Annotated in this window: 9 protein-coding genes; 6 read left to right on the top strand and 3 right to left on the bottom strand. The window is 49.4% G+C overall.

Annotation, left to right across the window (positions count from 1 at the left end):
• Positions 1–25 precede the first annotated feature (25 nt).
• Positions 26–745, top strand: coding sequence for a biotin--[acetyl-CoA-carboxylase] ligase (locus HYN48_RS09900; protein WP_108371220.1), 720 nt, complete (start codon positions 26–28; stop codon positions 743–745).
• Between the two features lie 80 nt (positions 746–825).
• Here HYN48_RS09900 and HYN48_RS09895 read toward each other — a convergent pair whose 3' ends face one another.
• Complete coding sequence (locus tag HYN48_RS09895; RefSeq protein WP_146171763.1) at positions 826–1287, bottom strand: hypothetical protein; 462 nt, start codon at positions 1285–1287, stop codon at positions 826–828.
• Between the two features lie 270 nt (positions 1288–1557).
• Here HYN48_RS09895 and HYN48_RS09890 point away from each other — a divergent pair, with 270 nt between their 5' ends.
• The 4 genes from HYN48_RS09890 to tamL all read left to right on the top strand — a co-directional run bounded on the left by HYN48_RS09890 (position 1558) and on the right by tamL (position 11433).
• Positions 1558–2907, top strand: coding sequence for a GH1 family beta-glucosidase (locus tag HYN48_RS09890; protein ID WP_108371209.1), 1350 nt, complete (start codon positions 1558–1560; stop codon positions 2905–2907).
• Between the two features lie 12 nt (positions 2908–2919).
• Complete coding sequence (locus tag HYN48_RS09885) at positions 2920–3942, top strand: glycosyltransferase family protein (protein WP_108371207.1); 1023 nt, start codon at positions 2920–2922, stop codon at positions 3940–3942.
• Positions 3943–4033: 91 nt separating this feature from the next.
• Positions 4034–9133: a translocation/assembly module TamB domain-containing protein gene (locus tag HYN48_RS09880; RefSeq protein ID WP_219909581.1), complete on the top strand. Its 5100-nt coding sequence runs from the start codon at positions 4034–4036 to the stop codon at positions 9131–9133.
• A complete protein-coding gene (tamL, locus tag HYN48_RS09875; protein WP_108371205.1) occupies positions 9130–11433 on the top strand; it encodes a translocation and assembly module lipoprotein TamL in 2304 nt (767 codons plus the stop codon). Before HYN48_RS09880 ends, tamL begins: the two co-directional genes overlap by 4 nt.
• Before the next feature lie 11 nt (positions 11434–11444).
• Here the strand turns inward: tamL and HYN48_RS09870 are convergent, their stop codons facing one another.
• The gene (locus tag HYN48_RS09870) at positions 11445–12959 is read right to left on the bottom strand and encodes a DUF4153 domain-containing protein (protein WP_146171762.1); all 1515 of its coding nucleotides are present in this window, start codon (positions 12957–12959) and stop codon (positions 11445–11447) included.
• An 88-nt stretch (positions 12960–13047) separates the two neighbouring features.
• Positions 13048–13731 (bottom strand): alpha/beta fold hydrolase, encoded by a 684-nt coding sequence (locus HYN48_RS09865; protein ID WP_108371200.1) that lies wholly within the window; start codon positions 13729–13731, stop codon positions 13048–13050.
• A 73-nt stretch (positions 13732–13804) separates the two neighbouring features.
• On the opposite strand from HYN48_RS09865, the gene HYN48_RS09860 reads away from it, so the two are divergent.
• Positions 13805–15604 carry a tetratricopeptide repeat protein gene (locus HYN48_RS09860; protein WP_108371197.1) on the top strand — a complete coding sequence of 600 codons (1800 nt, stop codon included), beginning with the start codon at positions 13805–13807 and terminating at the stop codon, positions 15602–15604.
• The last annotated feature ends 3 nt before the right edge of the window (positions 15605–15607 follow it).

Below are 15607 nucleotides of genomic sequence, written 5' to 3'. Positions count from 1 at the left end.
AAAACACCTCCCATAATCGCGTCCGATGCAACTTATCAAACTCAGTGCCATAGATTCGACCAACGATTACCTCAAGCAACTGAACGCACGGAACGACCTCAAAAGCTTCACCGTAGTCACCGCCGAAGTACAGACTGCGGGCCGCGGCCAGATGGGAGCCCAATGGCTCACTGAGGACGGTAAGAATCTAATTACAAGCATCTTGATCAAGGATGTACTGACCGAAACGGCACAGGTATTCCTGCTGAATGCGGCTGTCGCGGTGGCGATCGTGACCGCGCTTAAAAACTTTGACATACCCGATTTGTCAATAAAGTGGCCTAACGACATATTGTCAGCCAATAAGAAAATTGGTGGCATACTTATAGAAAACAGCTTTAGGGAAGACGGACGAATTGACTCGGTTATTGGCATCGGGCTCAATGTCAACCAGACCCATTTTCCAGGTTTGCCAAAGGCGTCCTCGCTGCGAAATGTAACGGGAATGGACTGGGATAAACACGCGATACTCGAATCCATCGTGGCCGTCCTGAAACAGGATGCGCAGCGCAATTTCCCTGCGGAAATCTGGGATACATACACGGGCCTGCTTTTCAGGAAGGGCTTGCCCACTGCGTTTGAAAGTGATGGCCGGCAATTTATGGGGATTGTCTCAGGCGTCAGTCAGGACGGCAGGTTGCAGTTGCTGCTTGAGGACGAATCGGTGGCGCTTTTCGGGATTAAGGAAATTACGATGCTTTACTGAGATTTGGCTCTTACAGGGCAGTAATACTGACGTGCTGAAAAAATTGGCCAACAAATCAAATGGTTAAGCCCAACCCGTTTTCAGATGCCGAGCGGATCGTCATACAGGTAATGGATGTGTCCGTTTGTGATGACGACATCGGCGTTGCCGCCCTGCAGGGTGCCCGAAAACGTGGCCTCAAATTCCGTCCTGCTGTTCATACTGATATTACTGGTAAACGTGCCTTCGGTAGCATTATCATCTATCCCGACCGGGCTCAGCGTAGTGTAAAATCCTTTGAACCCCCCGTTGCCCGTCTCGCCGTATGTCGCAATCAGTTTCGCCGATTCATCCGTGCCGCCGTCATTGGCGTACATCCAGATGGTGAGTTGGTAGCTTCCGTTTTGCTGCAGCTTCGTCTCCACACTTAAAGGTTCAAAAGTACGCGATACGCCGTTGACTGTCATGGTGACGGTATTGCTCTTGTCAGCATCGTCGTCAGCGGTACACGAGGTTAAAGAAACGGCTGAGAAAACCAGCAATAGCAAAGACGGTATTTTCATATTGGTCGGATAGATTTTGAACCAAACGGCATTTGCATAAAAATATTGTAATACTGTGTTAACGTGCTTCGCAATGCTTACGACCCCAGGCGCGCCTTCCTTAACCGAAACGTAACCCACAGTTTACCTGTAAGTCATACTGCCGTCCGTATTTTGTAACAAATAAAGTAAGATGAAATTCCCTGTATTGTCTGTAATCAAATTTTTCCGGCAGTGGCTTTTCTTCAGGGCCATGCAGTCGACATTCCTTCATTGATGATGCGACGCTGAATGGAAAAAGAGCATCCATTGCACCGCCTGCAGTTCGGCACGGATTTCCATTGGGGCGTATCCACTGCCGCATTCCAGATTGAGGGCTCTGGCGATTCGGATGGCAAAGGTCGCTCGATCTGGGACACTTTCACTGCCGGAAAGGGCCGCATCAGGAACAACGACCACGCCCGGATTGCCTGTGATTTTTACAACTCCTACGAACAGGATATCGCATTGCTGTGCGGCCTGCACATTCCGGACTTCCGCTTCTCATTAAGCTGGACGCGCATGTTGCCCGCCGGTCGGGGCGCCTTGAACCAGAAAGGGATCGACTATTACAACCGCCTTATTGACCACCTGCTCGGACAGGGCATTGTACCCTGGACCACACTCTACCATTGGGATTTGCCGCAGGCTTTGCAGGACAAGGGCGGATGGGTAAACCCTGACAGCATTTCCTGGTTTGCCGATTATGCCGCCGTGTGCGCAAAGCATTTCGGGGATCGCATCCCGAATTGGATGGTGATGAACGAACCGTCCGTGTTCACGGGTGCGGGCTATTTCCTGGGCATACACGCGCCGGGAAAACGCGGACTTACCTCTTACCTCAAATCCGTACATCACGTGACCATGGCCACTGCTGCGGCTGCCGGAGTATTGCGGGGCGATACGCAAAGCAATATCGGCACGACATTTTCATTTACACACATCGAGCCCACTTCGCAAAAACCTAAAGATGTAGCCGCTGCTGCACGTGTCGATACGCTTTTGAACCGCACCTTTATCGAACCGTTGCTTGGGATGGGCTACCCTGACGACGATCTCCCACTTTTACGCCGGATCAGGCGCCATATGCGGCCCGGAGATGAAAAACTGCTGGCATTCGATTTTGATTTTATAGGGGCGCAATGCTACACCCGGGAAATCGTGCGCGCGCGCTTTTTTACACCCTACATCGGTGCAGGTTTGGTGCCGGCAACAAAGCGCGCTTCGGAAACAACCGAAATGGGTTGGGAAGTGTACCCGCCGTCGATGTACCACACCTTAAAGCGGCTGCATGCCTACGACAAAATCAAAAAAATTATTGTCACCGAGAACGGGGCCGCATTTCCCGACACAGTCGTCAACGGGCACGTATACGACAGCCGACGCCGGGACTACCTCCAGTCGCACCTGCGTGAACTGTTGCGGGCACAACAGGAAGGTGTGAATGTCAAAGGCTATTTTGTCTGGACACTGACCGACAATTTTGAATGGGCTGAAGGCTACCATCCGCGTTTCGGGTTAATCCATGTCGATTTTGAAACCCAGCGCCGCACCATCAAGCAGTCCGGATACTGGTACCGGGATTTTTTAAGACAACTGTAAAAAACACGAAATATGAAAATACTTTACGGCATACAGGGTACGGGCAACGGGCATCTCAGCCGCGCCGTCGATATCATTCCGTGCCTGCAGCGGCATGGGCAGGTCGATATCCTTGTCAGCGGCACACAGGGCGATTTGAAATTGCCATTTCCAGTGCAGTTTGAGGTGCGCGGACTCAGCTTCATTTTCGGGAAAAGTGGCGGTGTAGATTTGTGGAAGACTTTCGCGAAGGCCAATACGCGCAAACTGGTCAGGAACATCCGCAGGCTGCCTGTAAAAGAGTATGACCTTGTGATCAGCGATTTTGAGCCGGTCACGTCGTGGGCCTGCTACCTTCAGGGGAAAACCTGCGTTGCCCTGAGCCATCAGTCTGCTGTACTTGCACCGGAATATCCGGCTGCCGACACTGTGGACCGCATGGGCAAACTCATCTTGGGGCACTACGCCCCTGCCGATCACGCTTACGGTTTCCATTTTTCGGGAAACGGAACCAACATTTTCACGCCCGTCATACGAAACCAGGTGCGACGCCATCCCGTGACCAACGACGGCCACTACACGGTGTATCTTCCCGCATACGATGACAGGAAATTACTCAAACGCCTGTCTGATTATCCTGAGGCGCGCTGGGAAGTTTTCTCGAAGCACAATAAAAAGAAAATCACCAAAGACAACATCACCATCCGCCCGATTGACGGCAATGCCTTTACGGCGAGCATGGCTTCGAGTGCAGGCGTATTGTGCGGCGCGGGGTTTGAGACACCTGCCGAAGCGCTTTTTCTCGGCAAGAAATTATTGGTCATCCCAATGAAAAACCAATATGAGCAACACCTGAATGCTGCAGCCTTGAAAGCGATGGGCGTCGCAGTCGCAAAAAACCTGAAAGTCGAACACGCAGCCGTCATCAGGGACTGGCTCGAAAACGGCCAGCCGATCCCTGTGGATTATCCTGACAGGACGCAGCAGATTATAGATGGGATTGTGGGGAGATTTGGGACTTCTCAAGCAAGCAGTGACAACTATACGCCACATTGAAATTCTGTAACAATCAATACCCCTTTTATAACCCAAAAGACAGCCGAATACATCAAATTTGTAAGTAATTTGTTTCAAATTTGGATGTGGCATGGCATTGAATAAATACGTAAGGAAAACCCTTAAAATATTGGCATGGACAGTGGGCTCGATCCTTGGGCTTTTCCTGCTTTTGGTGCTGCTGATCCAGGTTCCATACGTACAGCAACGCATCAAGGACAAGGCCGTTAGCTACCTTGAAGGCAAAATCCACACTCCGGTGCGAATAGGTCGGATCGAACTTGGCCTCCCCAAGTATGTTATTCTCGAAGATGTATACCTCGAAAGCCAGCAGAAGGATACGCTGCTTGCAGGCAAAAAAATCAAGGTCGACATCAGCCTTTTCAAACTTTTTGACAATCAGGTCGAACTCAACGCCGTCATGCTCGAAGGGATTACGGCGAACGTTAAACGCGACAGGGATTCCGTGTTCAATTTTGATTATATCGTCAAGGCCTTTGATTCGGGCAAGGCGAAGGACACCTCCGCGCCAATGGTATTTTCGCTAAAGAAAGTGCGCCTCGACAACATCAATGTTCGGTTTGACGATGCGATCTCAAAAAACGACCTTAAAGTAAAACTCACGCATTTTGATACCGATGTCCGCACATTCGACCTTCAAAAAATGGATTTCGATATTCCGGAAATCAATCTCAGTGGGTTGAAACTAAATCTGGAACAAGGTGACCTCGTACGCGAAATTGCCGTCAACACGATACAAAAAACCGATTCTATTGTCAGGTCCACGCCAAACCTGAATATCAGGCTCAGAAAAATCCGCCTGGCAAAAATTAATGTGGCATACGACAATAAGGATACACGCCTTAACAGCGGACTTAAGCTGCGGAAACTCAATATCGATTTTGACAGGTCGGATTTGCCCGGACAACAGATTATCATAGACAACTTGGAACTTGACGGCCTGAACGCTGCACTGACATTAGGAAAACAGCAACAAATCCCAATTCCTGCTACCCCCGCCGCCAGCACGCCAAACGATTGGAAAATCAATGTAAAAAACACGCGGCTCAGCAACATCGCGTTCCGTTTTGACGACGAAAATGCAAAACCCGTTGCAAAAGGCATTGATTACAAACACATGACCATTTCGGGTTTCAACCTCAAAGCCAATCAACTTCGGTACAGCAAAAACGGCATTTACGGATCGCTCGCCTCACTTTCGGTAAAAGAAAAGAGCGGCGTCGATATCGAATCGTTGCAGACAGATTTCAGCTACCATGACAAAGGCGCCTCGCTTAAGAATTTGTATTTAAAAACGCCAAAAACACTGGTTCGCGACCAAATTGCCGTGGCTTACCCGTCACTCGATGCCATAAAGCAGGATCCGGGGCGCGTTTCGGTAAATGCTTCGCTGGCGGACAGCCACATCGCTTTTGAGGACATTTTACTGTTTGTACCTACATTGTCGGACACGAATCCGTTCCGGGACAATAAAAAGGCAGTACTCAATATCAACGGGGAAGTGAACGGGCAGCTCTCCGACCTGAACATCCCGAATCTGGAAATTGACGGAATCGGCAGCACACGGCTCGCGGCAAGTGGAAAAATCAAAGGGCTTCCCGATGTGAAGACTGCGTACTTTGATCTCAATATCCGTGACTTACAAACTTCGGCCAAAGACATTAACGGATTTGTCCCTAAGGGCACTGTGCCGTCTACCATTCAACTGCCCTCACGGCTCGCACTCAAAGGCCAGTTTAAGGGGGCGGTCAACAATTTCACCACAAATCTCGCGCTGACCACGAGTTTTGGTAACGCGAAAGTCAGCGGTCGTTTTGACCAACGTGTGAAAAACCGCGAGCAATACGATGGTAATGTTGCGCTGGACAATCTCGATCTGGGCCGCCTGCTCAGGAACGACTCTCTTGGAAAAGTCAGCATGAAAGCGAAAATCAAGGGCACCGGCCTGAATCCAAAAACCGCGAGCGCTTCTGCAACCGTCAACCTGATCAAGGCGCGTTTTAACGGCTATGATTACAGAAACCTCGCTGTACAAGGCAACATCCGAAACGGTAGGTTTGAAGCCAATGCGGGTATGGCTGATCCAAACCTTACGTTTGACCTGGTGTCAGAAGGCGATTTCGGGGGAAAATATCCTGCCGTGAAGCTTCGCCTGAACGTCGATATAGCTGATTTGAGCAAACTGAACCTGCATGCCGGCGTAATGAAATTGCGCGGCAAGGTCGATGCCGATATCGCCACCGCAGATCCTGATTTCCTGAACGGGAAAATCAGTGCGTATCATTTTGTCATCGCCAATGAGAAAGAGCAGTTTCAGCTTGATTCTGTAAACATTAACGCGATTTCCACCGCCGAAAGGAATGCCCTGCAGCTGCGTTCACAGTTCCTCAAAGCCGATATCGACGGGAAATACCAGCTCACAAAAATCGGTACGGCAATTGCCAATTCTGTCGCGAGGTATTATGACGCCAATCCCAACTCGAAAAAGACAGCCACACCGCCGCAGCAATTTGCGTTCAGGCTCAACGTCATCAACGACCCCATCATTATGAAGCTTATGCCGCAGATTACGCGCATTGAGCCGATTGCGATCTCGGGCCGTTACAATAGCGTAAACGACACGATTTCGCTGAATGCTTCCATATCGAGGCTGGTGTATGGGGCCAATACCATCTCCAACGCCGTTATCAAATTGGACAAGGAGGACAACGCTTTGGTATACAGCGCACTGATTGACGAAGTGCAAAGCGAGCAATTCCGCTTGCCTTACACCAGCCTGACCGGACGGATTGAAAATAACCTGATCGCCTACAGGCTGCAACTCAAGGATGCGAAGGACAAAGACCATTATATTGTCGCCGGGACGCTTAAGGCGACAGGCGGCGATACTGAACTGCACCTGATTCCTGCCGATCTGCTGCTCAATTACGAGCCCTGGCTGATTGCTGATAACAACGTTGTGCGTTTCGGATCAAAAGGTATTTATGCTGATAATTTTGAACTCTCCAATAAGGGCAGTGCCGTGAAAATCCAGTCGCAATCGACAGCTGCCAATGCTCCATTAGCGGTGGATTTTAAGGACTTCGACATTGAGACGATTTCACGCATGGTGCAGAAAGATTCGCTGGCGCTCGGTGGAAGGCTCAACGGCAATACCGTACTCAGAGACCTGATGAAAAAGCCGGTTTTCACTTCTGATCTGACTATTTCAAATTTTACGTTTAAAAAAGATACCATCGGCGATATTGCGATCAAGGTGGACAATGAATTACTGAATACCTATCGCGCCAGCGTGCGGATTACCGGACAGGAAAACCTTGTCAATCTCGACGGGACCTACAGAAATGACAACAGCAGTTTCAACATGGCACTGGCAATCGACAGGCTTAATATCGCGAGCATTCAGCCGTTCACAGCGGGCAACATCACTAAGGGCAGCGGTTACATCTCGGGCGATATGAAAATTTCAGGAACGGTGGATGCACCCAAAATCATCGGCGGAATCCAGTTTCATGACGGGGCTTTTACGGTTGTGAAGCTCAACTCACCCTTCAGCCTGATGAACGACCGCATCGATTTCACTGAAACGGGCATCGTATTTACGGATTTCTCGCTTTCGGATGCTGAAAAAAATTCGCTGAAAATAAAGGGTAAGGTCAACACGACGAATTACCGCGACTATGGTTTCGACCTGAACATCACAGCCGACAATTTCCGCGCGATGGACTCCAAGGCCAAAGACAATGATCTCTATTATGGCAAATTGTTCCTGGATTCGCGCCTCGCCATAAAAGGCGACCTGAACAAACCGATTGTTGACGGGACCATCAAGATCAATGAGGATACGAGACTCACCATCGTGTTGCCACAACAGGACCCGTCGATTGCCGACCGTGAAGGTATCGTGGAATTCATCGACCAGGACAGTCCCCAGCTGACGGAAAAACTGCTCACCGATGCCGATCTGGTCAGTAAAACACCATTCAAGGGCCTTGACGTCTCCGTGAATATTGAAATCGATAAAGATGCCGAACTTACGATGATCATCGATAAAGGCAACGGTGATTTTGTAAAAGTAAAAGGAGAAGCCAGGCTTTCAGGCGGTATTGACGAATCGGGGAAAACCACGCTCACAGGACGCTATGAACTCCAGGAAGGCTCTTATGAAATGACATTCAACCTGATCAAAAGGAAATTCGACATTCGTGAGGGAAGCTACATATTATGGACCGGCGAGCCGACTTCAGCCGACATCAACGTGACAGCGGTATACGAAGCCAACGTTGCCCCGATTGACCTGCTCGATGACCAATTGGGATCGGTTACGCCCGCCGTCAGGAACACCTACAAACAGCGCCTTCCGTTTGAGTTGTTGCTGAACCTCAAAGGCGAACTGCTCAAACCGGACATCACGTTCGACATCACTTTACCCGAAGGGAATTATGGTGTGGCATCAGATGTGACGACGAACACAAGGGCAAAACTCGACCAATTGCGCCAGGAGCCGTCTGAACTGAACAAACAGGTTTTCGCATTGCTGCTGCTCAACCGTTTTATTGGTGAAAATCCGTTTGCAAGCGAATCGGGTACGAGCGCCGAGGGAATGGCCCGGCAAAGTGTCAGCAAGATCCTGTCGCAGCAGCTCAATGACCTGGCCGGCAACCTGATTAAAGGTGTTGATATTGCGTTTGACCTCGAATCGACTGAAGACTATACTTCCGGCCAAAGACAAAACAAAACCGACCTGAATGTAGCCGTTTCTAAGAAATTGCTCAATGACCGCCTCAAAGTAACTGTTGGAAGCAACTTCGATGTAGAAGGCGAACAGCAGGTTAATGAGCAGGCCAATACGATCGCCGGCGATGTTTCGGCCGATTACCAATTGTCAAAAGACGGCAGGTACGTCCTGCGTGCTTACCGCAAAAACGAATACCAGGTGGCGCTGCAGGGTCAGGTCATCGAGACCGGCGTGGCCTTCATCATCACAATGGATTACGACAAATTCCGTGAACTGTTTCACCGCAGCAAGGCAGAAAAACGCGAGCAACGCCTGCGCCGCCAGAAAGAGAAAGAAATACGCGACAAAGAGGCCGCAAGAAAAGCTGCGGAATTCCAGGAACAACAAAAAGAAAAGGAAGCTGACCAACCCAACGATACAAAAAAACAATGAGACACCGGATTTTGCCCTATTGCCTTGGTTTGCTGTTGATGATACTGTATTCATGCAGCAATACGAAATACCTTCCTGAAGGGGAATACCTTTATACCGGAGGGAAGATCAAGGTGAAGGACTCGCTGATTTCACGCAAGGAACGCAAGTCGCTCGAACGCGAACTTAAAGTATTGCTGCGCCCGAAGCCCAATTCAAAAATCTTAGGCCTGCGTCCTAAATTGTTCATTTACAATCTTGCGGGGGAGCCGAAAAAGGAAAAAGGCTTCAGGCACTGGCTGCGCACCAAAGTGGGTGAACCTCCGGTTTTGTTCAGTCAGGTCGACCTGGATTTCAACGCCGACATATTGCAGAATTACAGTGAGAACCGCGGCTATTTCAAAACGATGGTCAGCTCTGACTCGACAAGGCGCGGCAAAAAAGTTAGCGCCGAATATACCGTGATGCCCGGCAAGCAGTACAAGATCCGAAACGTGATTTTTCCGCAGGATTCGACTGCCCTCGAACAGGCAATTACCCGCACGAGCGACAAGACGCTGCTCAAAACGGGAAATCCGTATGACCTGGAGACGATTAAACTGGAACGCACGCGGGTAGACGCAAGGCTCAAGGAAGAGGGGTTTTACTTTTTCAGCCCCGATTTCCTCAAAATACAGGTCGACAGCACCGTCGGGAATTACCAGGTGGATCTGCTTGTAAAGGCAAAGGATGAAATGCCATCGCAGGGCGCCAAGGTGTTTACCATCAACGACATTTACGTGTATCCTGACTATTCCCTGCGCAGGATGCGGCGCGACAGCGTTCGGGGCGACACCACCGGCGTGGTACAATACAAGGATTACACGATTATCGACAGGAAGAAACTATTTGACCCGAGGATTTTCGACCGCACGCTGTATTTTAATAAGTACGATGTGTATAACAGGACGGACCACAACCTTTCGTTGAACCGCCTGGTAAATCTCGGCACATTCAAATTCGTGAAAAATCAGTTTAAGATTTCAAAGGAAAATGAAAGCGCACTGGACGCTTTCTACTACCTCACGCCCCTGCCCAAGAAATCCATCCGTGTGGAAGTTCTTGGAAAAACCAATTCCGCCAATTATACGGGAACGGAACTCAACATCAACTGGAGCAACCGCAACACTTTTCGTGGAGCGGAATTGCTGAACGTATCCGTTTTCGGCGGACTCGAAGCACAGATTTCGGGCCAAAACAATGGCTACAACGTGTACCGCGTCGGATCGGAAGTCAGCCTGACCTGGCCGCGTTTCATTGCGCCTTTCAAACTGAAATCATCGAGCGGATTTGTACCGAAGACGAAAGCCACTTTAGGCTACGAATTCCAGAAACGCGAAAAACTGTATTCCCTGAACTCGTTCAAAGGTTCTTTCGGTTACCTGTGGAAAGAAAACATCCGCAAGGAACACCAGCTGAATGTGACGGAAATCAATTATGTCGCACCATCATTGGTCACCGACCTTTATCTTGAGCAGGCGCAGGGCAATAAGACACTTGAAAAAGTCATTGAGAAACAATTGATTTTCGGGCCAACCTACTCGTTCACTTACACCAATACGATGCAGACTACGAGGAAAAACACTTTCTATTATAAAGGCAGCCTCGATCTCGCAGGGACCGCTGCAGGACTTGCGCTTGGAGCCGATGTAAAAGCCGGTAAGGAAAAGGAAATCCTGGGTGTGGCGTTCAGCCAGTTTGTAAAAATGGAACACGACTTCAGGCATTACCTCAAGCTCGGCGGTGAAGCCGTGTTGGCCAGCCGGATCATTGCCGGCGTCGGGTATGGCTACGGGAACTCGACCGAGCTGCCGTACATCAAGCAGTTTTTTATCGGGGGTACAAACAGCATCAGGGCGTTCCGCGCACGCTCGCTTGGTCCGGGTTCGTACAATGGCGCATCGGAAAGCAGTGATTTCCTGCCTGATCAGTCCGGTGACATCAAACTCGAATTTAACACGGAATACCGTGCCAAGCTCTTCAGCATAGTCAAAGGTGCCGTGTTTGTCGATGCGGGAAACATCTGGCTGATGCACAAAGACGCAGACAAGGCCGGAGCCGAATTCTCCAAGAAATTCCTCAGCGAAATCGCCGTGGGAGCCGGTGTAGGATTGCGGTTTGATTTGTCATTCCTCGTGCTGCGCACCGATCTGGCTTTCCCGTTGCGTAAACCCTACCTTCCCGAGGGACAGCGCTGGGTCATCGATGATATCAGCCTGGGAAGCGGTTCGTGGCGCAAGGAAAACCTGATATTTAACCTCGCCATCGGGTACCCGTTTTAAGCGGCCGGGCGCTATCTCTCTCGTTTTTTCAACGTCTCGTACGCCTGCCATTCCGGGTAATTCCAGGAGAGTACCGATTTGGATTCCCATGTATTGACAAACTCCTTTTTGCGCCTTTCGATTTTGTTGTGGAAAATTGTCGCCGGCATCAACTCGGTATCAAAATGGAATTTTGATTGCTGGATTTTGTCGATTTCGGACAGTTCGGCTTCCGACTTATCCAGTTCGGGAAGTACCTTATCCGAAAAATCCGAATTGTAGTCCAGGTCAACAAATGACGTCCTGTAATGGCTGAAATTATAATTCACGATGATCTTGTCCCAATTAAAAACCGACGCGGAAATCAATAAAACATACAATACCAGGGCATTGGTCCTGACAAGGTAAAATGCGGATTTCCTGCGCATCACTTTAACTGCAACCGTATACAGCCAGCAAATCACGAACAGCAGGAACACCGCGAGCGCAATGCGCTTATACGCCAACGCAAAATAGCGGATGTAGTGAAAATTCCGCACCCCCACAGACACTGTGAGGACTGCATTCTGAACGATCCAGACTAGGCACAGCGACCTGATGAACTTGTTTCCCGTATAAAAGTTCAGGTTGCCACGGAAGAAATACAGTACAACCAAAATGGAGCATACGATCGACAGTAGCAGCAAATATGTGCCTTCATGAACAAACTGCTTCAGGAAGTCGCCGTTCCAGCTGAAATTAAACCAGACCCAGTAAATGTCGATGCTGTTTACAATCAGCAGCACGGCATTCAGTGCGAGCAGCAGGAACACGCCCGCGCGCAGTTCGCTTTTCAATCCCGTTGTCAGACCACGCGAATGGCGCTTTCTCCTGATCCTGACGATTTCATCGCTGGCGTTGGCGTCGTCGCGTATCGTCTGCTCGTTGGTATTTCGGATGAAAAAATAATTGCAAATCACCAGTCCGAGAATAAAAGTAAAAATCAATGTCAGGTCAAGATTGATGAAAATGCTGTCCAGAAAATCCCCAACTTTTGTAAAAATCTTTTCCATCAGCTTGTCGAATACCGGATTAGAACTCCGGTAAATCGCGATAAATACGCCAATCACGATGACGGGTATAAAAAATACGCGTGATTTCCACAGGGCGCGGGCCATTTTGCCTCCGCCGACTTTAGCGCTGAAAAACGCGTCTATGAAACGGATCTGAGCGTAGAAGATATTGAAAAAGGAGAGTTTAGCCGAACTTACCAATGACCTCGCCTGCGGGTAAATCAAAATCCCGACAAAAACAAACAGCGAAAGGGCATTCATCACCACGGCATAATCCGAAAAAACGAACACCACGGCAACCGCAGTAATAAAAAAACCGCTGCCAAAAATAAGGTGGTTGCGGTTCGTGAAATCGATCTGTTTTGTAAAAGCGAGCCAGATCAGCGCGGCGGCCTCGATGATCAGCAGGTTTAGTCCCACATACTGGTTATGGAACAGCAATGTAAAAAATACGGCGAAAATCAATGCCCCCTTCAGTCCTTTTTTAAAATCCATCTTGTTTTGCAGTTTGCATTTTAACGCAGGAAATCGCAACGTATTGTAAACTGTTAGCAGGTCTTGTGAACCAGGACGGCGTTTGAATTCAGGAAAAGAATCGGTCAAGGGCTTCGGCCAGCGCGGTCACGGATACCTTTTCAATGGGGTGCGGCGTCTCAGGAAATACCATGAAAGAAGCGTCAGGCAACTTGCGGTACACAGCAAGGGTTTCTTCAGGAGTCACCATCGCATCTTTGTCGCCAATCGAAATCCTTACCGGAACGCTGATGCTGGGGAAATCTCCGGGTGCCAGCGGATTATGGTCGCCCATAGCCACCATCATTTTTGCGGTTTCTGACAACACCGTTTTCCAGTCGTTGGGGTGATGCCTTTTTTCAAGAATTTTTGCAAAAGCGGGCACTTTCTCAAGCATTATTTCCGGATCGAGCATCCTGATTTCCTTTGCAGCGGTTTCGGGCGTCCAGTGGAATTTTGTTGCCAGCGTAAAAACTTTTGCAATCCGCTGTGGTTGCTCTTTTGCAAGATACAACGCGACATATCCGCCCATGCTGTATCCGAAAATATGCATTGACCGGAGGTTGTTGACCGTGAGGTAATCGGCGACTTCGGTTGCAAAGCCCTGAATCGAAAATGATGTCGGCATGGGCGCACCGCCGTGTCCGCCGAAATTGAGCGCATGCACGTCAAAACGGTTTTCAAGCTGTTTCACGAGTGCATCAAATTGGTCTTTTGCACCGATGGCGCCATGGAGTATCAGGAGTGGCTGCATGCTTTTCTTCCAAAGTTAAAAATTTCCGCCAATTGATTGACCAAACATTTATATTTGGGCACAATTTGTAACTATGAAAAACATACTATTGGTCGCTTCGTTTCTGATTTGCGGTTTGCTGGCCGCCCAACCCGCCGATACGTTTTTCATCGAAGCCGAAAAAATGTATGTGCGGGAAGAATACGCTGCCGCGATTGCCCAATATGACAAGGCATTGCAGGCCGACCCCAAATTGGTTTTGGCCTACAACAACCGCGGCAATTCTTACCTGCAGCTGGGTGAATACGCCAAAGCCATGGCAGATTATGACGCCCTTCTGGCTGTCGATCCGGGTAATGCCGTGGCCTACAGAAACAAAGGCCTGGTTTTTAGCGCACAGCAAAAATACCCCGAAGCCCTGGCCGCTTATGAAAAGGCCATTGCGCTCAAACCTGATTTTTTTAACGCCTATGCCAATAAGATTACGGTATTCATGTTGCTTAAACAGGACGACAACGCCAGAAAAACGGCCGCGCTTGTCAGGGAAAAATATCCCGATGCCCCCGAAAGCTACGCGGTAAGTGCCACTTATTACCGCCTGAGGAACGACTATTACATGGTTTTTGCCGAAATGGATGCGGCTTTGGCCAAAGACCCTAAAAACGAAAAAATCCTTTCAGAGAGAGCGCAGCTCAAAGATAATCTGGGCGATGAAAACGGCGCCGTTGCGGATTACACCCAACTGATCAAAATTGATGCCGGGAACGCGAGATACTTCTCCGGAAGGGCGAGCGCCTACCACGACCTAAAACTGTACGAAAAGGCCATTTTCGACTGCAACCAGGCCGTTGCACTGGATGCATATCATTACGCCGGCTACACATTACGGGCTTTTATCGAAGACCAGCTGGGACAGGTAGATAAAGCCATCGCCGATTATGAAAGGGCCATTTCCGTAAGGCCGTCTGCGGAGTTTGCCTATTTTGAGCTTTCCACCTTATACGACTGGCAGGAGAAATACAATGAGGCACTCGGCGTGATCGGGCGACTGCTGAAAATAAGACCCGACGCCTACCAGGCGCTCATCAAGCAGGCCGATTTTACCGCGAAAACGAAAAACTTTAAGGAAGCCATCCGTTTGTGGGATGTGGTCATTCAAAAAAAACCAACGTTCATTGCGTTCTCCCAAAAAGCATTGTGTGAAAAGCAGGTTGGCGACATGGCGGCAGCCTGCAACGATATGACGGCGGCCAACAAACTGGTCACCGACAAAAAATCAGAGGATTATTTTCTGAGCATCAATTTCCTTTACAACAACTGCCGCAGCGCCTTCAGTTCCCGGGATTTGAAGATCATGGACCTAAACACGCAACTGCTACAGTTTTATGACCGCAATGACGCGCAAAACGTATTGAAAAAATACGACGAAATGATTGCCGTCGCACCAGATTCGGCGTCACTGTACGTAGACCGCGGATTGTATAGACGCGGCATCGGAGATTATACGGGCGCCATTAACGATTATAAAAAGGCGATAGCACTGGATAATGACAATGCCGTTGCACGCAGTGCCATGGGGTTCGCGCTGCTCTATACCGGCAAACCCGACGAAGCGATAAAAACCTACCTTGAAGCGATACGCCTGCATCCTGAATACGCGCCGGATTACTATAACCTTGGACTGATCTATGCCCAAAAAGGGGACTATCAAAAGGGCATCGACTATTTGCAAACCGCGGTACAGAAGGATCAAAACTATTCGAGCGCCTACTACAACCTGGGTTTGATCTACCTGAAAACCGGGCAAAAGGACAAGGCATGCTATTATCTAAAGGCCGCCGAAAAATTGGGGTCGATGGAGGCAAGGGTGAAGCGCATCTCGGAATGCGGGTAACCC

Source organism: Flavobacterium magnum (assembly GCF_003055625.1).
Classification (GTDB): domain Bacteria; phylum Bacteroidota; class Bacteroidia; order Flavobacteriales; family Flavobacteriaceae; genus Flavobacterium; species Flavobacterium magnum.
The sequence above is the reverse complement of the archived record's forward strand: the minus strand, read 5'-3'. Positions and strand labels throughout refer to the sequence as shown.